This window comes from Syntrophotalea sp., from assembly GCF_050253115.1.
Classification (GTDB): Bacteria; Desulfobacterota; Desulfuromonadia; order Desulfuromonadales; family Syntrophotaleaceae; genus Syntrophotalea; species Syntrophotalea acetylenica.
Window position 1 is genome coordinate 1 of the sequence record NZ_JBFWJQ010000004.1, and the last position, 23,662, is coordinate 23,662.

The 23,662-nt window shown below is 60.6% G+C and carries 20 protein-coding genes; 11 read left to right on the top strand and 9 right to left on the bottom strand.

All coding sequences use genetic code 11. The features are described 5' to 3' along the window. Nucleotides 1-205: 205 nt before the first annotated feature. Nucleotides 206-862: an isoprenoid biosynthesis glyoxalase ElbB gene (elbB, locus tag AB7E65_RS00850; protein ID WP_428745092.1), complete on the bottom strand. Its 657-nt coding sequence runs from the start codon at nt 860-862 to the stop codon at nt 206-208. Nucleotides 863-955: 93 nt separating this feature from the next. Beyond that, on the bottom strand, nt 956-1,549 hold the full coding sequence (locus tag AB7E65_RS00855; protein WP_428745093.1) for a helix-turn-helix domain-containing protein: 594 nt from the start codon (nt 1,547-1,549) through the stop codon (nt 956-958). 200 nt (nt 1,550-1,749) lie between these two features. Between AB7E65_RS00855 and AB7E65_RS00860 the strand changes: the two genes are divergently transcribed. The 6 genes from AB7E65_RS00860 to AB7E65_RS00885 all read left to right on the top strand — a co-directional run bounded on the left by AB7E65_RS00860 (nt 1,750) and on the right by AB7E65_RS00885 (nt 6,564). Then, complete coding sequence (locus tag AB7E65_RS00860) at nt 1,750-2,493, top strand: HAD family hydrolase (RefSeq protein WP_072286736.1); 744 nt, start codon at nt 1,750-1,752, stop codon at nt 2,491-2,493. Nucleotides 2,494-2,554: 61 nt separating this feature from the next. Beyond that, nucleotides 2,555-4,072 carry a DegQ family serine endoprotease gene (locus AB7E65_RS00865; RefSeq protein ID WP_083558617.1) on the top strand — a complete coding sequence of 506 codons (1,518 nt, stop codon included), beginning with the start codon at nt 2,555-2,557 and terminating at the stop codon, nt 4,070-4,072. Nucleotides 4,073-4,084: 12 nt separating this feature from the next. Further along, on the top strand, nt 4,085-4,354 hold the full coding sequence (locus tag AB7E65_RS00870; protein WP_072286735.1) for a hypothetical protein: 270 nt from the start codon (nt 4,085-4,087) through the stop codon (nt 4,352-4,354). Next, nucleotides 4,355-5,335: an RluA family pseudouridine synthase gene (locus tag AB7E65_RS00875; RefSeq protein ID WP_320360555.1), complete on the top strand. Its 981-nt coding sequence runs from the start codon at nt 4,355-4,357 to the stop codon at nt 5,333-5,335. 72 nt (nt 5,336-5,407) lie between these two features. Continuing rightward, a complete protein-coding gene (pgeF, locus tag AB7E65_RS00880; protein WP_072286733.1) occupies nt 5,408-6,199 on the top strand; it encodes a peptidoglycan editing factor PgeF in 792 nt (263 codons plus the stop codon). A 74-nt stretch (nt 6,200-6,273) separates the two neighbouring features. Beyond that, entirely contained in the window at nt 6,274-6,564 is a 291-nt protein-coding gene (locus AB7E65_RS00885) for an HNH endonuclease (RefSeq protein ID WP_072288084.1), read from the top strand. Nucleotides 6,565-6,605: 41 nt separating this feature from the next. On the opposite strand, the gene glgA is transcribed toward AB7E65_RS00885, so the two are convergent. The 6 genes from glgA to AB7E65_RS00915 form a co-directional block, all read right to left on the bottom strand. Then, a complete protein-coding gene (glgA, locus tag AB7E65_RS00890; RefSeq protein WP_072286732.1) occupies nt 6,606-8,060 on the bottom strand; it encodes a glycogen synthase GlgA in 1,455 nt (484 codons plus the stop codon). 65 nt (nt 8,061-8,125) lie between these two features. Beyond that, on the bottom strand, nt 8,126-11,437 hold the full coding sequence (locus AB7E65_RS00895) for an alpha-amylase family glycosyl hydrolase (protein WP_428745094.1): 3,312 nt from the start codon (nt 11,435-11,437) through the stop codon (nt 8,126-8,128). 71 nt (nt 11,438-11,508) lie between these two features. Next, nucleotides 11,509-12,537: a galactose-1-phosphate uridylyltransferase gene (locus AB7E65_RS00900; RefSeq protein ID WP_072286731.1), complete on the bottom strand. Its 1,029-nt coding sequence runs from the start codon at nt 12,535-12,537 to the stop codon at nt 11,509-11,511. Between the two features lie 48 nt (nt 12,538-12,585). Further along, nucleotides 12,586-14,676, bottom strand: coding sequence for a glycoside hydrolase family 57 protein (locus AB7E65_RS00905; RefSeq protein ID WP_072288082.1), 2,091 nt, complete (start codon nt 14,674-14,676; stop codon nt 12,586-12,588). Nucleotides 14,677-14,707: 31 nt separating this feature from the next. Beyond that, nucleotides 14,708-17,227, bottom strand: coding sequence for a sugar phosphate nucleotidyltransferase (locus tag AB7E65_RS00910; RefSeq protein ID WP_428745095.1), 2,520 nt, complete (start codon nt 17,225-17,227; stop codon nt 14,708-14,710). Beyond that, nucleotides 17,224-17,613, bottom strand: coding sequence for a response regulator (locus AB7E65_RS00915; RefSeq protein ID WP_072286729.1), 390 nt, complete (start codon nt 17,611-17,613; stop codon nt 17,224-17,226). Before AB7E65_RS00915 ends, AB7E65_RS00910 begins: the two co-directional genes overlap by 4 nt. Nucleotides 17,614-17,799: 186 nt before the next feature. Between AB7E65_RS00915 and AB7E65_RS00920 the strand changes: the two genes are divergently transcribed. Continuing rightward, nucleotides 17,800-18,720 (top strand): TIGR01212 family radical SAM protein, encoded by a 921-nt coding sequence (locus AB7E65_RS00920; protein ID WP_072286728.1) that lies wholly within the window; start codon nt 17,800-17,802, stop codon nt 18,718-18,720. Between the two features lie 89 nt (nt 18,721-18,809). On the opposite strand, the gene AB7E65_RS00925 is transcribed toward AB7E65_RS00920, so the two are convergent. After that, nucleotides 18,810-18,935: a hypothetical protein gene (locus tag AB7E65_RS00925; protein ID WP_268807479.1), complete on the bottom strand. Its 126-nt coding sequence runs from the start codon at nt 18,933-18,935 to the stop codon at nt 18,810-18,812. Nucleotides 18,936-19,190: 255 nt separating this feature from the next. Here AB7E65_RS00925 and AB7E65_RS00930 point away from each other — a divergent pair, with 255 nt between their 5' ends. The 4 genes from AB7E65_RS00930 to AB7E65_RS00945 all read left to right on the top strand — a co-directional run bounded on the left by AB7E65_RS00930 (nt 19,191) and on the right by AB7E65_RS00945 (nt 23,618). After that, on the top strand, nt 19,191-21,227 hold the full coding sequence (locus tag AB7E65_RS00930; RefSeq protein ID WP_072288081.1) for an ATP-dependent helicase: 2,037 nt from the start codon (nt 19,191-19,193) through the stop codon (nt 21,225-21,227). 187 nt (nt 21,228-21,414) lie between these two features. After that, nucleotides 21,415-21,807, top strand: a complete 393-nt coding sequence (locus AB7E65_RS00935; protein WP_072286727.1) for a phage holin family protein — start codon at nt 21,415-21,417, stop codon at nt 21,805-21,807. 24 nt (nt 21,808-21,831) lie between these two features. Continuing rightward, the gene (locus tag AB7E65_RS00940; RefSeq protein ID WP_428745096.1) at nt 21,832-22,227 is read left to right on the top strand and encodes a hypothetical protein; all 396 of its coding nucleotides are present in this window, start codon (nt 21,832-21,834) and stop codon (nt 22,225-22,227) included. Nucleotides 22,228-22,334: 107 nt separating this feature from the next. Further along, entirely contained in the window at nt 22,335-23,618 is a 1,284-nt protein-coding gene (locus tag AB7E65_RS00945) for a M23 family metallopeptidase (RefSeq protein WP_428745097.1), read from the top strand. Nucleotides 23,619-23,662 lie beyond the last annotated feature (44 nt).

Below are 23,662 nucleotides of genomic sequence, written 5' to 3' on the forward strand. Positions count from 1 at the left end.
ATGAGTCTTTTTTCCCGCACACGATCTTCTAACAAGCATACCCGATCAATAAAGCCCTACAACACTTCAGGCAAGGTGTTTACTTTGTTTACTTAGCGGACCTGTGCAAACAAATGAGCCTCTCTTGTTCAAGAGAGGCTCTTTTGTTTGCACAGGTCATCGGCTCTGAAGTGCTCGCCTTTGAGATTCAGCACACCGTAACCGTTCAGCACATGGCCAGCAGTTGTTTGACCGCCTTTTCGATCCCCGCCGCGGCTTCGGCGATATTCTCCGCCAGCATGTAGGCCGGGGTGGTAACAAGCCGGTTTTTCTCGTCCACGACGATATCATCGACCGGACAGGCCACATGCCGCGCCCCCATGGCTTCGAGAGCGGCGGCGGTGTCCGCATCGTTGCCTATGGTCAGTTGCGGTGCATACCCGTCAAGCGCCTTGGCCAGAACCGCCGGCGCGATGCAGATGCCCGCCACCGGTTTGCCCCTGTCAACCAGGGCCCGCACCAGGCGCCGCACCTCGGGATGCACCGTGCAGTCGGCGCCCTTGACGGCAAAATCGCACAGGTTCTTGGCTGCGCCATAACCGCCGGGGATCACCAGTGCATCGATATCCTCCACGCTAACGGTGGCGGCATCCACGACCTTGCCCCGTGCAATGCGCGCCGACTCGGCCAGCACCGCTCGTGCCTGTCCCGCCTCGACCTGGCCGGTAAAATGGTTGATGACATGCATCTGCTGCATGTCGGGGGCCATGCAGACGGCCTCTGCGCGACCACGTTCGATAGCCAGCAGGGCAAGTACCGCTTCGTGAATCTCGCTGCCGTCATACACGCCGCTGCCGGAAAGCATCACGCCTATTCGTTTCATGTCGTCACCTCCTGTCCTCGCCGGGTTGCGTTCCTATAACCGGGATCATCTGTCCAACATAAAAACCCTGCCGCGCTTGTCAACCCCCTGGTGCTACTCCATGGAATAAATGACCGCCACCGCCCGCGCGGGACCGGTGCCGACAGCGACATAGCCGTGGGGTTCGTTGGAGTCGTAATAAAGTGAATCGCCCGGCCCGACGGTCATGATCTCAGCGCCGTAATGAAATTCCAGCCGCCCTTCGAGAATATACAGGAATTCCTCGCCTTCGTGGCTTACCAGCAATTCGTCCCGCCAGGGCTGTACGTCGAATTCTATCAGAAACGGTTCAAGGCTGCGCTGTTTCTTTCCGTAACCCAGAGACTGGTATTCGTAGGGCGTGCGCCTGCGGCTGCGACTGCTGTGCGCATCCTGCCGGCCACCTTCGCCAGCCCTTACCAGAATACACTTTTCAACGCTGCCTTCCTCCTGGAAAAAGGTATGCAGCCCTACCTTGAGCGCCTTGGCGATGCGCAGCAGCGTCGCCAGCGGCGGAATCACCTGTTCGTTCTCCACCTGGGACAACAACGGCTTGGAAAGCCCCGTGGCTTCCGAAAGGTTCTGCAGGGTCATGCGCCGTTCCTGTCGCAGGCGGCGTATCTTGAGGCCGATCTGCAGATCCTTGACTTCTTCGCGTATATCCGACATGGATTTTGGTTACCTCGCTGTTTTTGTTAAATTTTCTACATTGGACAGGCAACCAAGTCAAGGGCTTTGTCGCCGGCATGAAGGATCGGGGATGTCCAAAAACGGCTGCTGCCGTGTTATGCTTGACAGAAAGAGCTCCATGGATGAGACAAGCGACCCCCAAAAGCCCGTAAGACTTTTGAAAGCCCTGCAGGAACACTATGGACTTTTATCCTCCCGAAAACATACACGGCATCCTGTTCGATCTCGACGGCACGTTGCTGGATATTGAAATGAAAGCCTATATAGATGGCTATATCGAGGGCCTGGCGCGCTGTTTCGAAGACCTGACGGACCCCATGGTCTTTGCGGAAGTCCTGATAAGTTCGGCCTATGCGCTGCTGAACGCGCGCAGCGACCAAATGACCAACGAACAGCTTTTTTTGTCCATGATAGCCCGGCAGCTCGGCATCGGCATCCCCCAGTTGCGCAAACGCCTGCAGCGTTTTTACCGGGAGGGGCTCGCCGCCCTGTCTCATCTGGTAAAACCGTTCCCGGAATCCCGCGCCATCGTGCAAAGCTGCTTTGATCGCGGGTTGAAGGTCGCCCTCGCCACCAATCCGGTTTTTCCGCGGCCCGCCATCAAGGCCCGGCTGCGCGCCGCCGGGCTGGACGACTTTGCCTACCATCATATCAGCAGTTACGAAAACAGCCATTGCTGCAAACCGCATCCGGAATTTTTCCGCGACGTCCTCCACCGCCTGAGTCTGCCCGCCGCCCAGGTCCTCATGGTCGGCAACGATACCGCCTACGATTTGCCGGCCAGCCGGGCCGGTATTCCTACCTTTCTCGTCGACACCTGCCTGATCGATCATGATCAGCGGGCCGCACAGGCCACCTGGAGAGGCGGTCATGACGTGCTCCTGCAATTTATCAAGAGCCTGCAAAAACGCCGCAACGATTGACAGTTTCTGCATTTTCCGCTACGCTGCCGATGATTTATCCCTTGGCAAAGGAACCATTAAAATGAGTCATTTCCGACGCGTTTTTCTGACATGCATCATCAGCGGAATACTCCTGGCAGCCGTGTCGGGCTGTCAGGACGACAAACAAACGCCTTCAAGCCCGTTTTCGGAACAGGCGACCAAAGCGCCGCCGGTGCCCCGGCCGGCCCAGGAACTGCTTGTCGCCCAATCCGCGTTTATCGAGGTCTCCGAAAAAGTTACGCCTTCGGTCGTCAACATCCAGGCCGCCACCGTGAGCCGCGGACCGGACCTGGGACCTCTGTTCGAAGAATTCTTCAACGAGATGTTCAAGGGCCGCACCATCCCGGAACAGAAATCCCGCAGCCTCGGATCCGGGGTAATCATCAGCGGTGACGGCTACATCCTGACCAATGAACACGTCATCCGGGGCGCCGAGGAAATCAAAATCAAGCTGTCGGATGACCGGATTTACGAAGGCAAACTGGTCGGCTCCGATCCCCGAACCGATATCGCCGTGCTCAAAATCGAAACGGACGAAGCACTGCCATCGGCGGTACTCGGCGATTCCGACGCCCTGAAAGTCGGGCAGTGGGCGCTGGCGATCGGAAATCCTTTCGGCCTCGATCGCACCTTGACGGTAGGAGTCGTGTCGGCCACCGGTCGCACCAACATCGGCATCGAGGATTTCGAGGATTTTATCCAGACCGACGCCTCCATCAATCCCGGCAATTCCGGCGGCCCGCTACTCAACATCTACGGCGAAGTGATCGGCATCAACACCGCAATCGTCGCCAGCGGCCAGGGCATCGGCTTTGCCATCCCCGTTAACATGGCGCGGGCCATCGCCGAGCAGCTCATGACGACCGGGCAGGTGATTCGCGGCTGGCTGGGCGTCGGCATCCAGGACCTGTCCCCCGAACTGGCGGAGACCTTCGGCCTGGACCGCAGCAGAGGCGCCCTGATCAATCAGGTGCTGCCGGAATCCCCGGCCCAGCAGGCCGGACTGCGTCGCGGCGATATTCTGCTGGAGGTAAACGGCCATGCCATCCGCAACGCCAGCGACCTGCAGCTTCGCATCGCAAGCATGCCGGCCGGCACCACCGTGCCGCTCAAAATTCTGCGCGACGGTCAGGAGATGACTCTGCAGGTCACCATTCACCCCCGCGGCCAGACCGTTGCGGCACAGAGTGCGGATGAGCGCCACAGTCTTGGGCTGGTTCTGACCAACATACCCCAGGGGCAGGGCATCATGGTGCGCCAGGTCGATCCGGAAGGCGACGGCGCCGCGGCGGGGATTCTGCCCCAGGACATCATTCTGGCCCTCAACAAAACCCGGCTGACCAATCTGAAATCCTGGGACAAAGCCCTGAAGGAAGCCCGCAAGGGCAAAATCATACGGCTGCTGATCAAGCGGGGGAACGCCACCTTGTACCTGGCTTTTCCGCTCAAGCGCGGAGAAAAAATGTCCCGCCGCGATCATCATCCGTTTTATGGCCGGGGCGCCCTGACTTCCGCGGCCCTGCCGGCGGACCGCACCGCCCGCATACCCTTTTCGTAATGGGAGGAACCCATGGCAAGGATTGTCGACAACCCCAAGCTCGCCTTCCGGCTGGCTCGCGCCATCGTTTCGGATATCGCTCTGTACAACCAGAACAAAGTGCAGGAAGGCATTGAAAAGGACACCCTCTTCGACGTGCTCAACGATGAGCTTCAGGAAGGTCGCGAGCACTTCCTGGCACGGATTTCGGAAGACATCCCCGATCGCGAGCACATGTTCGATCGTGCGGTCGTCGATGTCATGATCAAGCAGGCTGGCCGCATCAAGAGCTCTATCTGGTAAATGTTTCGGCAGCGTGCATTTTGTTTTGACCGGGGACAGCCGCCGGAAAGACTGGACCGCTTCCTGGCCGAACAGTTGCCGGAGTTGAGCCGGTCCCAGCTGAAAAAGCTCATCGATGACGGACTGGTACTGCTCAACGGTGCACCCGCCAAGGCTGCCAGCAAACTCAAGGGCGGCGAAGCCCTGACCGTCACCTTGCCGGATCCCGGCCCCGCCGAAGCTGTTTCCGAGGATATCCCGCTGACGGTTCTCTACGAGGACCGTTGCCTGATCGTCGTCGACAAGCCGCCCGGCATGGTGGTACATCCGGCGCCTGGGCATCAACAGGGAACGCTGGTCAACGCCTTGCTGCATTGCTGCCAGGACCTTTCCGGCATCGGCGGCACCTTGCGACCCGGCATCGTCCACCGCCTCGACAAGGACACTTCGGGGGTGATGGTGGCCACCAAAACCGACGCGGCCCATCAGCACCTCGCCGCCCAGTTCAAGGAGCATTCCATCACCCGGCGTTATGTCGCTCTGGTTCACGGTCTGCTGACCGGCGATGCCGGCAGCATCGATCGCCCCATAGGGCGCCACCCTACCCAGCGCAAAAAGATGAGCAGTGCCTGCCGCGGCGGTCGCCGCGCGGTAACCCACTGGCGCGTCCTGCAGCGTTTTGACGCCGACCGCATGACCCTGGTCGAATTGGCCCTCGAAACGGGACGCACCCACCAGATCCGGGTACATTTATCGGAGTCGCGCCATCCCCTGGTGGGCGATGCCACCTACGGCGGCAAAAGTCGCATGAAAACCATCGCCGACCCGCGGCTTCTCGCCCTTGTCAGGGCCCTTGACCGGCAGGCCCTGCATGCCCGCCTGCTCGGATTCAGGCATCCGGAAACCGGGGATTACCTGGAGTTCGACAGCCCGCTGCCGCCGGATCTGCGGGCGGTCATCGATTATCTCAACGAAAAATACAAGACAGGGCCGCCAGCCTGACAGCCGCGTTGCCTCGACAACTTTTCCGCACCCCCTTTAAGGCGGTGCGTTCAACAGGAGAACCCACGGTTTATGAAACTGGTACGTAAAGGCAAGATCAGCTATATGCAACCCGACTGGGCCGCCGAAACGGCGGTCCAGGCCGGATTTACCACCCGCAACGGCGGCGTCAGCCGCCCGCCTTACAACTCCCTCAACCTCGCCTATAATACCGAGGACGCACGACACAATGTCGAGGGCAACCGCTCGACCCTGACCCGGGCCTTTGATTTGCACCCCCATCAGCTGCTGACGGTGAAGCAGGTGCACGGCACCGACATTTTGGTCATCGACCAGCCGAATCACGATCTTTCACATTTTCTGACGGTGGCCAGCGACGCCATCATTACCAATCAACCCGGGTTCATGTTCGGGGTGCTGGTGGCGGACTGCTTCCCCATCCTGCTTCACGATCCGGCCAAACGGGTCGGAGCCGCCGTTCATGCCGGCTGGCGCGGCGCCGCCAGCGGCCTGCTGGGAAAAACCGTGGAGGCGATGCAGACCAACTTCGGCTGCCGGCCCGAGAACCTGCTGGCCGCCATAGGACCGGGCATCGCGGCCCATGAATACGAGGTCGATCGCGCGGTGCGGGACGCTTTTCGCCAGGGCAGCGGGCACTGGCAGCAGATCGCCCAGGAAACCTCCCTCGGCAAGTGGCAGCTGGATCTGCAGCGCAGCTGCCTGCTGCAACTGCAGGAGGTCGGCATCCCCGCAGCAAGCATCGGCGTGGTGGAGGAATGCACCTGTTGTCACCGCGAAATGTTCTTCTCCTATCGCCGCGATAAGGGGATAACTGGCCGTCAGATCGGCTTCATGGTCCTTTAAAAGCAATGATCGGTGATTGGAAAAACGCCAATCCCAGCCACGAATCGCCAGGCATTTTTTCGAACAGGGCCCACATGGATTGGATGGAAGCTTCAGAAGAACAGATGCGTCGGGAACGGCAGAAAGCCCGGGAACTGCGTAACAGCCAGTGGTGGAAAAACCGTATCGCCAGCGGTATCTGCCACTACTGCGGGAAAAAAGTCGCACCGCGGGATCTGACCCTCGACCATATCGTGCCCCTGGTTCGGGGCGGGCGCAGCAGCAAAGGCAATTGCGTGCCGGCCTGCAAGGAATGCAACAGTCAGAAACAGCACCTGTTGCCGGTCGAATGGGAAGCTTATCTGGAAAAACTCAGGCAGGGATGATGCCGGAACCGGCGTCATCCTCCACAGCATGGCCCTGCCCATCACGCATGGTGCAACTGCCCGGCCTTGCGGTACAAATCGAGGTAGCGCAGCGCCGACCGCCGCCAGGAAAAATCCCCCGCCATGCCGTTGCGCATCAACCGCAGCCAATCGCCGGGCTGCCGATAAAGTGCAAGGGCGCGATCCATCGCGCGCAGCATGGCGGGCGACGAAATTTCCTCGAAGGTAAAACCGTTGGCCTGCGCCACGCCGTCCCGCGGGTCAAAAACCGTATCGGCAAGCCCGCCGGTACTGCGCACCACCGGCACGCTGCCGTAACGCAAGGCGATAAGCTGCCCCAGCCCGCAGGGTTCGTAACGGCTTGGCATCAGAAACATGTCGCTGCCGGCGTAAATCAAACGGGCGAGACGATCGTCAAATCCCAGACGCACCGCCGCTTGTCCCTTGCTTTGGGCACCCAGGCGCGCAAAACGGTCCATGTAATCCTGATCCCCCGATCCCAGTATCGCAATCTGCACCCCCCGCTCCAGCAATGCCGGCCAGGCCTGTTCGACCAGATCGAGACCCTTCTGGGACGCCAGCCGCGTCACCATCGCCAGCAGCGGCGTTTCAGCCTCGCATGCCAGGCCGAGACGGCTTTGCAGGCGGCGCTTGTTGGCGTGCTTCCCGTCGACATCGTCGACATGGTAAACAGCCGCCAACGCCGCATCGTGGCTGGGATCCCAGAGCTGGTCGTCGATGCCGTTCAATACTCCGAACAGGCGATCGGCCCTTGAACGCAGGATGCCGTCAAAACCATGCCCCATTTCCGGGGTCTGGATTTCAGTACAGTAGGTTTCGGAAACGGTGGTAAGCAGATCGGCGTAAACCAGAGCGCTTTTCAAAAACGATACCTGGCCGTAATACTCGAATCCTTCCATGGCGAACAGCGCGGGATCCAGGTTCAGGGCAGCGACCACCTCCGCCGGAAACAAACCCTGGTAACCGAGATTGTGTATGGTGGCGACGGTCGCCGTGCCGGTATAAAACGCGCTGTCGCGCCAATCGGTGCGTAAAAGCGCCGGCACCAGCCCGGTCTGCCAGTCGTTGAGATGCAGCACGTCCGGTCTGAAACCGATCTGTGGCAAGGCCGCCAGCAGGGCCCGGGCAAAATAGCCGAAACGCAAGGCATTGTCGGCGTGGTCGCCGCGCGATGTGCCGTAAAGGCCGTCGCGATCATAAAACCTGTCCTGTTCCAGAAAATAAACCGGCACCTCTCCAAGGCTCCCTTGCCACAACCGCCCGGCAACGGCCGTGCCGGCGATTTCGATGGACGGCAACGGCGCCAGAGGGGACAGCTGGAAGTCGCCCTGTTTGACGCTGCGATACAACGGCATGAAAATGCGGACATCATGTCCCAGGCGGTGCAGTTCGCCGGGCAGCGAACCGGCCACATCGGCCAACCCGCCGGTTTTGGCAAAAGGGGCCACTTCGGAAGCCATCAACACTATGTTCATTGCAAAACTCCTGCGGCTTGCCGCCATGTTTACGGGCAACCTGAGAAAAACTGCAGCGGCCCGGCTTATACGAGGGCGCGGAATTTATCCAGACGATATCCGGCCAGCTCGGCCCGGTGCAGCATCAGCGCCAGTTGCTGCGGCAAGCCTGCGGCGGATTCCTCGTCATCAGAAGTGTCTTCCAGAGCCGCGGTCAGGATCAGGCCGGCCAGTAACCTTTCGAAACGTTCACGATTGAACCAGTCGCAATCCTGGTAGCGATGCACCAGCAGAAACTCCCGCACGGCGACATCGTCGAGCAAAGGTCCAAGCCAGTGCTCCTCCTGCAGGCAGCCGCAGCCGCGCCAGCGAAGCAGCAGCTGCAGCAGCTGCAGATTTTCCGCGGCCGCATCCTCGGGCCAGCGCGCCGTGACAACATCGGTCAGCAACTGGTGCTCCAGCCACCGGATGAAGGCGGCAGGTTCGGCAAGGGACTCCGAAAGCAGCGTCAGGGGATGCACAATCAGCCAGGGGCCAAGCACATCGCGAACCGCCTGCCGCGCCGCAATAGCGTCCAGCTCGACTACCCGCCGCAACTGTCCGTGCAACCGCTCCAGCAGGGGACTCCGGTTGACCTCCAGGCGCAGATCGCGCTGCAGTGCGTCCAGAAAGGCGGCGTAGCCTTCCAGAACCGGACCCTGGTCGGCACCGTTGTCAAAAAGGACAGCGTCACAGCTTTCCAGCACCTGCCGCAGAGACCGCAGCAGCTCCCCATGTACAATCCGCCGATATTCCCGATCGAGATCAGCTACCGGCCGCCCTTCCAGAGCCTGCCACAAATGCCGCCAATGGCCGTCGGCGTCGCTCACTTCGACAAAATCGAGGAACACATGGCATTGATAGGGGCCAGGGGAGACAAACAACCCCTGCTGCGCCAGTTCCTGCGAAAAACGCAGATACTGCAACCCGGTGCAATGATCGCGAAACCGGTAAAGAATCTCCGGCTCTGACCGTAAGGCCAGTGCATCGGCCAGGGTCGGCCCAAACCCGGTTCCGGATTCTCCGGCGCGGGGACAGGCATTGCGGATCCACCCGCCAACCTGCAACGATCGGTTATGAAACACCACCAGGGCCCGCTGTTCACCCCGGCGATTGCTGTAAGCCAGAACATCCTCCAGCACCGCGCCGTCGCTGACACAATCGTACAACGCGAAATGTTCGGCGCCACTGAACAGGGAGCGACGGTGCAGCAGCGGAAAGATCACCTTTTCATGATGCGCCACGAACCCTTCGTCGACCTCCTCGTGCAGATAGGCGCGCCGGTATTCCATGCCGTATTTTTCCCGGAACCCCTCCACCTGGCCATGGCCGAACATGGGCAGCCCCGGCAGGGTTGCCAACAGCACAGCCACCCCGAAATATTTGTCACCCTTGCCGAACTGCTCGACGGCGGTGGCTTCGTCCGGATTGCTCATGAAATTGACGAAGCGCTTGAGGATTTGGGGATTGAAAGCCAGCGTGTTTTTGAGCAGCTGACGGTACCTGGCGTTGTCTTCCTGCTTCATCATGTGCATGAAGGCGCTGTTGTACACCCGGTGCATGCCGAGGGTGCGGACAAAATAACTCTCCATCAGCCAGAAGGCTTCCGCCAGCAGCAGTGTATCGGGAGCCTCGGCAGCCACCCGGTCGACCACCTCGCGCCAGAATTCCATCGGGAACAGTTCCTCGAATTGAGCGCTGGCGAGGCTGAATTCCGAACGCGACGGCACACCCGCACCGCCGCCGGGCAGCGGAAACCACAGCCGCTGATAATGTTTTTTGGCCAGAGTCATGGCCGCGTCGAAGCGGATCACGCGAAAGGTGCGTGCAACCTCGAGGATGGTGCGGATCATCGCTTCGCGCACCTGCGGCAGCAGAAAATTCAGCTGGGCGGTGTCATTCCAGGGCAAGTGGGTGCCGTCATTGCCATGATAGATGTAACGCTCTTCGCCACTGTAATGATCGACCCGCTTGAAAACCACGGCGGCATCGCTGTGGTCCCAGTAGCCGTCTTCCAGATAAAGGCTCATGCCGTTGTTGGTCGACAGGTCGGGGCCCGTAAAGCGGTAGCCCGGGTAAGGCGGATGGGATGTCTGCACGAACCAGTCGGGATGCTCCCGCATCCAGCGCGAATCGATGCCGGTATGGTTCGGCACCACGTCGCAGGCCAGCCGGATGCCGCGCTGCCGACAGCGCCGGTCGAGATCGTCCAGGTCCGCCTGCCCGCCAAGTTCATCGGCAACCCGGTAATCGTAGAGGGCATAGGCCGAAGCCTCGGCTTCGGGATTGCCGCGCAGCCGCTTGATCTGTCGGGATGCCGGAGAACGCTCCCAGATGCCGATCAGCCACAATCCTGAAAACCCGCGCGCCGCCAGCTGATCCAGCTCGGCGTCGGGGATGTCCCGCAGGCGGTTCACGGCACGCCCGTAATGGCGGGACAGCTGATAAAACCAGACATGCACCGACTTGGCCAGCAACACCAGATCGGACATCCAGTCTCGGTCCGGCGAAAACCGTTCTTCCTCCACGACCGGCAGCCTGCCATAATCCGGCACGGCCTGAGGGCCGGGACCGAAACCCCGCATGCGCGTCTCCTCGGTCCGCAGCGCAAATCCGGCATCGATAGCCAGCAACACATGCTCCGGCAGGATCCCCTTCCAGTGCTCGCGCACAAAGGCCAGTTGCCCCTCGAGACTGTCGGGAGAGGCCTGTACCGGTGCCTGCAGCAGCTGCAACAAAGGCACATCACTAAAAAGCCCGCCCCCGTCGGGGCGACACAGCAGCTTGTCCAGCGCCTGCAAGGTGACCCGGTAGGGGATCATGCGGGACAGTTCATCGTCATCGAACAGAGGACGAAAGGCCGCGGCTGCCGGGTTGGCGCTCTGCACCGACAGTACCAGCAATTCAAGCAGCGCCGCGCCACGGCCTGGATCGCCGTCGGGACCCATCAAAAACCGATGCGGCGTCATACCTTTCCAAACCACATCCGGAGGATAAAGCGCGACAAAGGACGCCAGGCTGCGTTGCAGGCCGGCAAGGGCCACGGCCCGGCCCGCGATTACCACGTCATCCCTGCCGACCATGCAATTGCGTGTCTGCAGATACCGGTACGCCGTCCAGCGCAGTGCGTTGCTGAGCATCGCCAGCAGTTCCAGCCTTCCGGCGCTGCAGGCGGGATTCGCGTAACGTTCCCCCAGGTGATCCGTCACCTGGCGCAGCCGGTATATCCGCGAAACACCGGCCGGAGCCGGCAGCTCGGCCAATTGACGCCGCGCCCCGGCACTGATCTGAAAAGACAGGGAAAAATAGGGTTCAAAACCGGGAACCGATGCCGACAGGGGATCAAGGGGAGCAGTCATGGCAATGGGCTGAGCAACCTTTCTGGAAAACGCTTGCAAAACAGGTGATGGCAAACCTGACTGGAACGGTGTCATTGCACCGCTTCAACCAGATAGCGTGCCGCATCTTCAGGTGAAGTCGGGTTGATGAAAAATCCGGTCCCCCCTTCGAATCCTGCCGGATCCATGATTCTGGGGGTAAGCTCAAAATACCAGTGATAATCGGCAGGCAGCGAATGCCAGAACTCCGGACGCCCCGGCCGCGGCACGGCCAGTGGCGCATTGTGCAGTACCAGATTGAAGGGGGGATCGCGCAGCACCGCACGCAGGCGCCGTAACACATCATGCAGGGTTTCCCCCAGCGCGAGCAGCATATGGTCGGTCAATTGGGCAAAATCATGAAGATGACTGCGCGGCACGATACGCAGAGTAAAGGGATGGCGCGAAGCAAACGGTGCAAAAACCGCGAATTCCCCATCGACTCGCACCAGACGCCGTCCGTCGGACAGTTCCTGGGCGAGCATGTCGCACATCAGGCAGCGTTCCTTGCGGCGGAAATAGTCGCGACTGGCCCGCAATGCAATCCGCAGATGAGGCGGAATGACGGGCAGGGCCAGCAGCTGCGAATGGGTATGGGGGATCGTGGCGCCGGCTTCCAGCCCGTGATTTTTGTAAATAACAATATGCCGGAAGCGTTTGTCGCGCCGCAGGTCGACCAGCCGCGAGCGAAACGCGCGAAACACATCGGCCAGCTCCGCCGCCCGCAGATCGGCAGGTTGGCGCTCGTGTTCCGGGGTTTCGATAATCACCTCATGGGCGCCGATACCGTTTTTGACATCGTATACCCCTTCCCCTCTTGCTTCGAGTTGCCCTTCGATGCGCAGAATGGGAAACTTGTTCGGAATGACACGCACTTTCCATCCGGGCTGGTTGGGAAGACCGGCATCCGGCCGCAGGGCATAGACTTCCGCCGGCGTTTTGTCTTCCTGCCCGTAGCAGAACGGACAGACGCTGGTTTCGATGCGCTTGCGCTCGGTGATAAAATCGACGGGGCGGCGCCCCCGCGCTTCGATAATCGCCACCCAGCTATCAATAAAGGGGTCCCAACGCAATTCGGACAAACGCAACACTCCTTTCCGGCATCACTGCCGTCATTACGGCCCGCGAGTTCAAAGGGGCCACTGCGGGGCTTCCGCATCGGGCCCCGGGTAAATCAGGGCCAGCTCCCCCCCGGCGGGCCAACGGGCCAACTCCCTTCCGGAATCGAGCACCGTCAAGGACACGTTCAGTGCACCGCCCGGCTTAAGGTCCAGCAGCTTCAGCGGCAAGCCCATTTCCGCGATGGTTCCCGCAGCCCCTGGTCCCTCCCCGCCGCCGGCCCCATCGACACTTTGCACCAGCACGCGGTTGGCCCTGGCCGCCAGGCGGGCTTCCCAGACACCCTCGGCCTGCAAGCGCACCAGCAGTTCTCCGTCCGGCCCGGCTATTTGTTCCACGGGCTGGCGAAAATCGAACCGCAGATAGAAAAAATTTTCATCGTAGCCATAAAAAAAACCCAGAAGATCAAAGCTGGCATTATGCATGGCACCGCCGCCGCCCAGTTCCACGGTGCCGGCGCCGTGCCATTCAAAATAATCGGTCAGCCGTCCATCGATGACGGGGCTTACCGATTCGGTGGGAGGATAAACGCGACTGCTGCGGCGCGCCCCCCTCAACGGATAGTGCAGGCAGGGCGGCACCGGCTTTCTGATGGCGCGGTAGAAAGCCTGCAGATGATGCCGGAAAAGCTGATCGAAAGTTTCCGCCTGCTCGCTGCGATGGTGCTCGCCAAACCACCAGAACCAATCGCTGCCTTCCGCACGCAGCAGATGCGGCCAGCCTTCACCCTGGCAGTCCGCATCTGCGGACTGCAGGGCGCGGCGCGCTTCGCCCAGCCATTCCCAGGCGCAATTTTCCTCGGGGTGCCCGATCCAGATATCGAAATCCCCATTGATCCAGGATCCCGGTGCCAAAACCTTCAACGGCTCAGGCTTGCGGCTGGCCAAGGCTTCGCTGAAGGTGACCGCCCGCAGAACCGGCGAATCGGCCAGACCCCGATAAACAGCCTGCAAAAAAGCAAAGCCGTTTTCTTCATAACCTTCCCAGCAATTTTCTCCATCCAGAATCAGGGTCACCACCCCGCCCGGCACTTGCTGAGCCAGTGCCCGCAGGCGGTCAAGAAGATCCGCCGCCGCCGTCTGCGAAGGCCAGGTCGCATACACAAAACCAATGCGGTCCGACAGCTCCCGGTCCCGAAACAGCAGCGGCAATCCCAGATAACTGTACGGGCGATAAAGTGACGTGCGGTCGCCGAGCCCTCCGGGCAGGGATTTTTCCAGCAGGGCTTCATCGCCGGCAGTCCAGACGGCACCTTCATCGGCCATGATGCGCACCACGGATTCGCTCAGTCCGCCTTCGGACGGCCAGATGCCGCGCGAACGGACTCCGAAAAAATCCCCCGCGCTCGCCAGTCCCAGGCGAACCTGCCGACGGGCATCCTCCGGAAAACGGAAGGGCGTTTTTGGCAACAAAACTCCCTCGCGGGCGCGGGCGGCTTCACCGCTATCGCACAGCAGCGGCAGTATGGGATGGGCATAGGGCGTTACCGACAGTTCTACGGCACCCTCGTCCTCGGCCTGCCGGAACCGCGCCAGGATGCCCTCCACAACCTCCTGGTAAGCCTGTAACAGCCGGTGCTTGTCCTGCTCATCGAAGTTCCGCCCCTTGGCCAGCAGGTCGGCCACGACGCCCGGCTCCCGACGCAGGTAATATCCGGACCATGACAGCAGAAACCATACCTGCAGATCCCGCAGATCCGCTTCCGAGAACCGCTGCCAGGCCGAAGATTTCCACAAGGCGCGCTGCTCCGCCAGTTCGCGGTAGCGGGCATGGGGCCGGATATGCCGTTCAGCGTGAACCGAAAAAAAACACTGCACCAGACTGGCACGCTCGCCGTCGGACATGGCCTGCGGATCACGACGCGCCAGTTCGAGCCAGCGGTCCCTGAGGCTTTTGGAGGCGTATTCCCGGAGCTGCTCCAACAGGGTCGGCACCAGATTGAAGGTCACCCGGATACCATGATCAACGGCCGTTTGCAACATATCGCCGTAATCCTTGACCGCATGCAAAAACACCCAAGGCAGCAGCACTTCGTCCTGCAGCGGATCCCGGTAATCGGGTTGATGCATATGCCAGATCAGGACAACATCCAGAGGTTTCATCGATTTCGCGATACGCAACCCAGTGCCCCGTTCAGGGGTTGAGAAGTTCCTTTTTCCAGGTTTCAACCTTGTTCCGGTAATTCTCCAGCAGGCTTTCGGCGCGCCGGATATCGGGGGAATCCGCCACGATATGCATCAGCGGCCGATACTGATCAGGCAATACCAGTACCCAGTCGTCTTCGAAGCGGATCTTGACGCCGTCGACGAAGGAAGCATCGAGATTCACGGTATGCTCGCTCATCTTGCGCATCACGCCGCCCTTGAATTGCCGACTGCAGGGGATTTGCGCCTGCCGGTAAGCGCGGTCGGGAAGACTGCGACGCAGACTGCCGAGACTCATGCCCGCGTGACCGAGCATTTCGAGAATCTTGGCCACCGCGAACATGCCGTCAAAATGCCCCTGAAAACCCGGCACGGCGAAACGGCCGTCCAACGTGGCGGCCAGCAGGCCGCCACGCTCGGACACCGCCTCCAGCAGGGCGCGCGCATCGTTTTTGACGATACGGCAGGTCAGGCCGCTCTCCTGGGCGACCTTCTCAAGCGCCATCGGCGCTGACACCGGCAGCGCCAGGATCCCGGCCATTCCGCAGCGACTCACCAGGGAAACCACCACGCCAAGGGCTTCGATTTCCGTCAGCAGACTGCCGCTTTCGTCGATGATCCGCACCCGCTCCCCCGACGGATCGAGCCAGAAGCCAGCGGCAGCTTCGAGGGATACGACGATACGGGACAGCTGCTGCATGGCGCGGGCAGTCTGATCCGGGGCCGTTGCACTGCGCCCTTCTTCAAAGCGGGAGTTGAGTTCGACAACCTCGCAACCGAGATCCGTCAACAGGCCGGGAAGCAGCTCGCCGGCAGGGGAATGATTGAGGTCGATGACCACTTTCGGCGCAAACGACCGCAACAGGCCGCCATCGAGGGCGCGCAAAAAGCCTTCCCTGTAAAAAGCGGTCAATTGCGGCAGTTCCCTGATCTCCCCCGGCTCGGCGTAATGCACGCGGCGAAAATTTTCCTTGAAGAAGATCCGTTCGACGGCCTTGGCGGTGCCGGAGGGGATTTCAAACCCTTCCGCATCGTAAAACAGGATCTCAGTGGCCGCGGAATCCTCGCCGAATTGCCGGAAATGAACCCCGCCGACCTCGCCGAAGGTGCCGAGCTTGTAACTCATAACCGGCAGCGGCATCTGCTTGATATCGCGCACATTCACGCCGGTGGACAGTACCCCCCCGAGAAACGCGCGCTTGAGCATGCGCGACGAACGCTGGCCGTCGCGGCTGGTGATCACATAACTGTCGCGCGGCAACACCGATCCGTAAGCGGCGCCAAGCTTGGCACAGAACTCGGGCGACAGCTCCACATTGCTCAAGCCGCGAACCGAGGCGCCTTCGAACAGGCTCTTGCGCCACTTGTCGCCCCAGATCAGATTGGTGCTGACAATGGAGCCGCTCTCTATCGATTTGCGCGGCCAGATTTTAACGTCCTTGCGCAGATAGGCCTCGTCGCCGACATCGGTCTCGTCGCCGATGACCACGCCTTCCTCCGACACCACGCCGCGCCCGAGGCGGGTGCGATGTCCGGCCACGGTGCCGAACAGACGGCATCCGCGCTTGACAAACACATTGTCCCAGAGGATGACATCCTCCAGTTCAACATCGTCCTCGATCACGCAGTTGCGGCCGATGACGCAATTCTTCAGCCGCGATCCTCCCTGCACCTGACTGTTGTCGCCGATCACCACCATCCCTTCAAGGCGCGACAGGTCGGCCTCCGCCACCTGGGTATCGGTGCCGAGATAAATCCTGCGGCCTGCCTCACACAGGACCGGTTCGGGCAGCGATACCGCCACTCTGTCGCGAAACAGGTCCCGGAAGGTTTCCAGGTAGGCGTCGGTATTGCCGATATCTGCCCAGTAGCCGCGCTGCCGGCATCCGTACAGCGGGCGCCCCTCGGCCAGCATACGCGGGAAGATATCCTTGGACCAGTCCCGGTTGGTCTTTTCCGGGATCATATCGAGTACCGCGGGCTCGAAGACATAGATGCCGGTGTTGATGGTATCGGAGAACACCTCGCCCCAGCCCGGTTTTTCAAGAAACTTGGTGATGGCGCCCTGCTGATCGGTAATCACCACCCCGAACTGCAGAGGATCCTCCACGGATGTCAGGGTGATCGTGGCCAGGGCCTGCTTTTCCTCGTGAAACTTCAAAACCTCGCCCAGATCGAAATCGGTCAGCAGGTCACCGCTGATTACCAGAAAACGTTCGTCCAGATAAGGCGCCGCGGCCCTGACCGCGCCGGCAGTTCCAAAATCCTCCAGGGGCGTGACATAGGTGATGCGAACCCCCAGTTCGCTGCCGTCGCCGAAATAGTTCTTGATGATCTCGGGCTGGTGAAACAACAGCATGATGACATCCGAGATACCATGCTGTTTCAAAAGCGCAATGATATGACTCATGATTGGCTGGTTGACCAGAGGCACCATCGGTTTGGGCTGATTGATGGTCAAAGGCTGCATGCGGGTTCCGAACCCGCCTGCCATGATCACAGCTTTCATCGGTTCGCCCCCTCGCCCTGGAGCAGCTTGCCCCGTTTGATCAACACGCGTCGGATCTCGTTTTTAAGTTCAGTGAGATCCGAACTTTTCACCACGTAACCGTCCGCCAGCCAGGAGGAAAAATCCTCTTTGTAGCAACTGAAGGCGGTACAGAGAATCACCGGCAGGTCCTTCCGGCGGCCGATAATATCCTGCAGCATGGCAAGACCGCTGTCCCCACCGACCTGGATATCGAGCACCACCAGATCATAGACGTGCTTCCGCAAAGCGGCATCGGCTTCAACCGCGGAACCGACCGCGTCGACCTGATACCCCTCTTCCTCCAGTTCACATTGGAACAGGTAGCGGATGTCCTGTTCGTCATCAACCACCAGCAAACGCGTCACAAAGCCCCTCCCTTGATGATTATCCGGACCCGATGCCAAGTCCGCCGAGAATGCGGGCATGGCGGCTCGTCATGAAAGCCGAGTGGATTATATCAGGCAGGGGGGCTATTTCAATCGCGCCCGGAAAATCCGGCCGCTTCTTCCAAACCCCTTGCTCTCAGGGGCTACCGGTGGCATAGTCGCGCCATGCAAGAGAAACCATACCGCAGCTTTTCCGCACATCTGAAACAACGCTTCGGCGGCCGCGTCCATAAAATATCCGTCGATGCAGGCTTCTCCTGTCCCAACCGTGGCGCTACCCGCGACCGGCCGGGATGCCTGTTCTGCGATCCGCAAGGCTCCGGTGCCGTCGGCATCGACCGCGGTTTTCCGGTGGCCGAGCAGATCGAGCGCGGCAAGGAAATCATGACCCGCAAATACAAGGCCGGGCAGTTTCTGGCCTACTTCCAGCCGTTCTCCAATACCTACGCTCCGGTGGCGCGCCTGCGCGCCCTGTACGACCAGGCCCTCGGCGTTGAAGGCGTGGTGGGGCTGGCGGTCGGCACGCGGCCGGACTGTGTACCGGAAGAAGTTCTGGATCTTTTGGGGGAATACCACCGGCGCACCTACTTCTGGCTGGAACTCGGCCTGCAGAGCAGGCATGACCGTACCCTCGATTTTTTACGCCGCGGGCACGATTATGCCTGCTTCACAAAAGCCTATGCAGCCGCCAGAGCCAGAGGCCTGAGGGTCTGCGTGCATATCATTCTGGGATTGCCGGGAGAAAGCCGCGACGATATGCTGGCCACCGCCGATGCCATGGCCCGCCTGCGCATTGACGGTATCAAACTGCACCTGCTGCATATCCTGCGCGGCACGCCATTGGGGAATCTTTACCAGCAGGGCGGTATCGCCGTGCTGGAACAGGAGGAATATGTTTCGCTGGTGGCGGATGTGATCGAACGTCTGCCGGCGTCAACCCTGATCCACCGGCTGACGGGAGACGGTCCGCGCGAGACGCTGCTGGCACCGCTCTGGTCGCTGAACAAATGGGAAGTACTCAACGCTATCGAACAGGAATTGTTGCGGCGCGGAACATGCCAGGGGTACCGGGACGGGGAAAGCTGAAAAAAGAGACGGCGCCAGCGTTGCGGGCCATCGCCGGGACAGCCACCGGAAAGTTGCCGGATCAAAAACACATGAGACGCTGAAACAGCTTAAAAACCGGCTTTTTCCGCAACAACCGGCCGCGACGGCCGGTCAATCTGCTCGCCGCCACTCCAGGAAACAAGAATCAGGGAAGCCCAGACAAGACTGAAAAGGACAACAACGGTTTTAAACATGGGAGCACCCTAATAACGAAAGATAAAAAGCAACTGACGTAAACTGCGGCGCAACATAGCTGAAATGCGCAGGAAATGCAAGACGCTTTCGCGTTTTTCCACCATCGTTTTTGCACAACGGTAAACCATGGCCATACGCTGTCACGCTTACAAGCCCCCCTTGCCGGGCGCCCGGTGCTGTGGTATCTTCCTGGCCGCCCGATGTCTGTGCCTGCCGCCTGCGCCTTGCATACCCTCCGCCGTCGTGAAGTATTTATGAACCTGTCCTCTCTCAACGATCAACAACGCGCCGCCGTCCGCCACACGGAAGGTCCGCTGCTGCTACTGGCAGGGGCCGGCTCGGGGAAAACCCGCGTCATCACCAGCCGCATCGCCTACCTGCTGAAAAACAGGGGGGTGACCTCGGAAGCGATCCTTGCCGTCACTTTCACCAACAAGGCGGCGCGCGAGATGCGTGAGCGGGTCGAAAGCATGGTCGACCGCAGGCAGGCCAAGGGCATGGTCATCAGTACGTTTCACGCCCTGTGCGTGCGCATCCTCAAGGAGGATATCGAACAGCTCGGCTACAAAAAGAACTTTTCCATTTACGGCGGCGCCGATCAGTTGCGGCTGATCCGCGACCTGCTGCAGGAAATCAATACCGGCCTGCGCAAATACGATGCCGACCGCGTACTGTACCTGATCTCCGACGCCAAGAACCGCCTGATTGCACCCGACACCTTTCAGCCTCGCCACGGCGATGAATACAGCGGGGTGGTGGCCGCTATCTACCCACGCTACCAACGTGCCCTCAAAGCCTTCAATGCGGTCGATTTCGACGATCTGATCATGTTGACGGTGCGCCTGCTGCAGGACAAGCCCGCCGTTCTGGAAAAATATCAACAGCGCTTCCGGTATCTGATGGTGGATGAATACCAGGACACCAATGCCGCGCAATACCGGCTGTTGCGGCTGCTGGCCAGGGGGCACAACAACCTGTGCGTGGTCGGCGACGACGATCAGTCCATCTACGGCTGGCGGGGCGCGGATCTGGGCAACATCCTCGATTTCGAAAAGGATTTCCCCGGCACCATGGTTATCCGGCTGGAACAGAACTACCGGTCCACAGGTAATATCCTCGCCGCCGCCAATGCCGTTATCCGCAACAATCGCAAGCGCAAGGCCAAAGCCCTGTGGACCGCCGGCGGCCCGGGAGACATGATCGACTATCTGCTGTGCGATGATGACGAAGACGAAGCCCGAACAGTGGTGGAACGCATCATGGCCGAGAAGTTCCGGGCCAGCCTGAACTACCGGGATTTTGCCATCCTGTTCCGTACCAACGTCCAGTCACGGGCCTTCGAGGAACAGCTGCGCTACCAGAACGTACCCTACGTGCTGATCGGCGGTCAGCAGTTTTTCGACCGCAAGGAAGTCAAGGATGTGCTGGCCTATTTCCGGGTGCTGCTCAACCCCCGTGACGAGGTCAACCTGCTGCGCATCCTCAACACGCCCAGGCGGGGCATCGGCGACACCAGCGCCGACCGTCTGATCCGCTTTTCCGCCGAGCATGAACTCCCTATGTGGCAGGTGCTGCAGGACGCCGCGCAGGTCGACGGACTCGGCGAAAAAACCCTCGAAGCGATCGGGCGGTTCGTGCAGCTGATGGACAGCTACCGGCGACGGTTCCGGGTCGGCCGGCTCAGCGAAACAGGCCGCGAACTGCTCGAAGAACTGCGTTTCGAAGACGATCTGCTGCGCACCGCCCAGGATCCGGAGCGGGCGCGGCGGCGCATGGCCAACGTCGCCGAGGTCGTCAATGCCATGGCCTCCTACGAGCAGCGTGAAGCCCAGCCGACCCTGGAAGGTTTTCTGGAAAAGGTGTCGCTGCTCGACCGCGACGAGCCACCGCGCCAGGACAAGGACGCCAAGCTGCAACGCGATGCGGTGGTGCTCATGAGCCTGCATGCCAGCAAGGGTCTCGAATTCCCCTGTGTGTTTCTGGTCGGCATGGAAGAAGACCTGCTGCCCCATAAAAAATCGGTGGAGGAAAGCTTCGATATCGAGGAAGAACGCCGGCTGTGCTACGTCGGCATCACCCGCGCGCAACAGAAGCTGTCCCTGCTCGGCACTTCCCGGCGCAAGAAATACGGCGTCATGCAAACACGTGCTGCGAGCCGGTTTCTTGAAGAGATCCCCGGCGAGGTCCTGCGCAGATCGATCGGCGACGCCCCGAGTACATCCACCGAGGAAGAAAAAGATCAGCTGGCCCGGACCGCATTCGCCAACATCAAGTCAATGCTTGGCGACTGACACGTAAACAGGCCGCACAATATGACTTCACGCTGTTTCCCTGGCGGGACAGTAGCTGCCGCCGTGACATGCCGGCAGCGAAGCCGAGCTACCCCCTTTTATCCGGATGGGATTTAGGCTATCCTTAGGACGTTTTATGATCCCGGCGGCCCCCCGGCCGCAACTTCACCCGACTCCGGAGGTAACCATGCGAGGCCTGCTGATCCGCTGGATTATGTTGACCGTTGCCATATTGCTGGCCGCCTGGCTGTTGCCCGGCATCACGGTGGGAGGCCCGGTGTCGGCGTTTTTCGCCGCCGCGGCCCTGGGCATTCTCAATGCGCTGTTCCGGCCCATCCTGCTGCTGCTCACCCTGCCGCTCAACATCCTGACCCTCGGCCTTTTCACTTTCGTCATCAACGCCCTGATGCTGATGATGGCATCGGGAATCATCGGCGGCCTGCAGGTGGCCGGTTTCTGGTGGGCGGTGCTCGGCTCGCTTATCATCAGCAGCGTCAGCTGGCTGTCGACCTCGTTGATCAACGAGCGCGGTCGTGTCGAGGTCATCTCCCTGCGTCAACGTCACGGACGCTGGGAATAACACGGGACACCCCCGGGAGGATTCATGCTGCGAAATCTGAGTGCCGCGTTTACCGGCGGCGTTATCGGCGGGCTGCTTTCCAGCCTGCTGTTCTGGGAACTGGGCCGGGACGGCGTTCTGTCCTGGATGGGCATTGCCCTGCGCCCCGCTCTTAGCCTGGCGTGGCTCTACCCCCGACTGATCGTCGGCGGTTTGTGGGGGCTGCTGCTGATACTGCCCCTGCTGCCGGGCCGCCCGGCCAGCCGCGGCCTGCTCTGGAGCCTGGCGCCATCGGCCTATGTACTGTTGCATCTGATGCCCCGGGCCGGCAAGGGCCTGCTCGGCCTCGGCTATGGCGCGCTGACTCCCGCTCTGATTCTCTTGATTTATGCTGTCTGGGGGGTTAGCGCGGCCCTGTGGCACCGCGCCGCAAGCCGCTGAGCGCGGCCTGCCGGGACCTTTATTCACCACAAAGCGGCTTTGTTCGCTGCTTTTTTAAAAATCCGGAAAAATTCGCGAGGTACACGACATTGAAAAACCATGCCATCATGATCATTCTGCTGCTTGTTGTCGGCACCGCCGCAGGCTACTTCATGCTGCGTGACAGCCAGGCTCCCGACCTGACCCTGACCCCGGAAAGCGGCGCCGTTTCGGCCAAAAAACCGCCGGTGCTCAAGATCCAGGACGACGGCGCCGGTCTCAAATCGCTGAAGGTCAGCGTTTCCCAGGACGGCAAGACCGCCGAATTGATCAGCAAAACCTGGCAAGGCGGCGTTTCCCTGGAAGAAATCCCTCTGCCCCTGGATAAACTTCCCCTTAAAAACGGACCGCTGCGCCTGACCGTCCAGGTCAGCGACAGCGCCACCCTGGCCAATCGGGTCGAGCGGAGTTTCGAGCTTGCCATCGACACCAAGCCCCCCGTCATTTCGGTGCTGACCACCGCCCATAACGTCTATGAGGGCGGCGCCGGTCTCACCATGTTCCGCGTCAACGAAGACGTCAAATACGCTGGCGTAAAAGTGGCTGAACGCTTCTTTCCCGCCTATCGCCAGGACAACGGCGTTTACGCCTGTCTGTTCGCCTGGCCTCACAACGTGCAGCGCGGCGCCTTTACGCCGCGGGTGGTGGTCGAGGATCCGGCGGGCAATCAGCGTACCGCAGGAATCTACTACAACCCCATTGCCCGACCTCCCCATGCCGACCGGATCAACATCAGCCAGGCCTTTCTTGACAGCAAGATGCCGGATTTCCAGCATTATTTTCCGGACACCACCGATCCGCTGCAACTGTTTTTGCGCATAAATCGCGAACTGCGCGCCAAAAACGTGGCCCGACTCAACGAACTCGCCGCCAAAACCGCCGACCGCCCCCTGTGGGAAGGCGCGTTTCTGCGCCTGCCCAATGCCGCCCCCCGGGCGGACTTCAACGACAGGCGGGATTATCTGTTCAACGGCCAGAAAGTCGACAGCCAGACCCATCTCGGCATCGACCTCGCGTCCCTGGCGGCGTCACCGATTCCGGCCAGCAACAGCGGTACCGTGGTGCTTGCCGAGGATTTCGGCATCTACGGCCAATGCATCATCATCGATCACGGGCTGGGACTGCAGAGCCTCTACTCACATCTGAGCAGCATCGACGTTGCCGTTGGCGACCAGATCAGCAAGGGGCAGGTTATCGGCCGCACCGGCGCCACCGGCATGGCCGGCGGCGACCACCTGCATTTCGGCATCGTTCTGAGCGGCCTGGAGATCAACCCCCGCGAATGGCTGGACGGTCACTGGATCAAGGACAATTTCACCGGCAAGTGGGACCAGGTCATGGCCCAGCCGTAAACCTTCAACCGCCATGCGGATGTAAAAAAGGCTGCCTCTCCAGG

What these genes read in the sequence shown, in the direction of transcription:
- pgeF (WP_072286733.1), top strand. Translation starts at nt 5,408, where the DNA reads ATGAAACTGGTACGTAAAGGCAAGATCAGCTATATGCAACCCGACTGG.
- AB7E65_RS00855 (WP_428745093.1), bottom strand. Translation starts at nt 1,549, where the DNA reads ATGTCGGATATACGCGAAGAAGTCAAGGATCTGCAGATCGGCCTCAAG.
- AB7E65_RS00860 (WP_072286736.1), top strand. Translation starts at nt 1,750, where the DNA reads ATGGACTTTTATCCTCCCGAAAACATACACGGCATCCTGTTCGATCTC.
- elbB (WP_428745092.1), bottom strand. Translation starts at nt 862, where the DNA reads ATGAAACGAATAGGCGTGATGCTTTCCGGCAGCGGCGTGTATGACGGC.
- AB7E65_RS00875 (WP_320360555.1), top strand. Translation starts at nt 4,355, where the DNA reads ATGTTTCGGCAGCGTGCATTTTGTTTTGACCGGGGACAGCCGCCGGAA.
- AB7E65_RS00920 (WP_072286728.1), top strand. Translation starts at nt 17,800, where the DNA reads ATGCAAGAGAAACCATACCGCAGCTTTTCCGCACATCTGAAACAACGC.
- AB7E65_RS00895 (WP_428745094.1), bottom strand. Translation starts at nt 11,437, where the DNA reads ATGACTGCTCCCCTTGATCCCCTGTCGGCATCGGTTCCCGGTTTTGAA.
- AB7E65_RS00865 (WP_083558617.1), top strand. Translation starts at nt 2,555, where the DNA reads ATGAGTCATTTCCGACGCGTTTTTCTGACATGCATCATCAGCGGAATA.
- glgA (WP_072286732.1), bottom strand. Translation starts at nt 8,060, where the DNA reads ATGAACATAGTGTTGATGGCTTCCGAAGTGGCCCCTTTTGCCAAAACC.
- AB7E65_RS00905 (WP_072288082.1), bottom strand. Translation starts at nt 14,676, where the DNA reads ATGAAACCTCTGGATGTTGTCCTGATCTGGCATATGCATCAACCCGAT.
- AB7E65_RS00940 (WP_428745096.1), top strand. Translation starts at nt 21,832, where the DNA reads ATGCTGCGAAATCTGAGTGCCGCGTTTACCGGCGGCGTTATCGGCGGG.
- AB7E65_RS00885 (WP_072288084.1), top strand. Translation starts at nt 6,274, where the DNA reads ATGGATTGGATGGAAGCTTCAGAAGAACAGATGCGTCGGGAACGGCAG.
- AB7E65_RS00945 (WP_428745097.1), top strand. Translation starts at nt 22,335, where the DNA reads ATGATCATTCTGCTGCTTGTTGTCGGCACCGCCGCAGGCTACTTCATG.
- AB7E65_RS00935 (WP_072286727.1), top strand. Translation starts at nt 21,415, where the DNA reads ATGCGAGGCCTGCTGATCCGCTGGATTATGTTGACCGTTGCCATATTG.
- AB7E65_RS00870 (WP_072286735.1), top strand. Translation starts at nt 4,085, where the DNA reads ATGGCAAGGATTGTCGACAACCCCAAGCTCGCCTTCCGGCTGGCTCGC.
- AB7E65_RS00925 (WP_268807479.1), bottom strand. Translation starts at nt 18,935, where the DNA reads ATGTTTAAAACCGTTGTTGTCCTTTTCAGTCTTGTCTGGGCTTCCCTG.
- AB7E65_RS00930 (WP_072288081.1), top strand. Translation starts at nt 19,191, where the DNA reads ATGAACCTGTCCTCTCTCAACGATCAACAACGCGCCGCCGTCCGCCAC.
- AB7E65_RS00910 (WP_428745095.1), bottom strand. Translation starts at nt 17,227, where the DNA reads ATGAAAGCTGTGATCATGGCAGGCGGGTTCGGAACCCGCATGCAGCCT.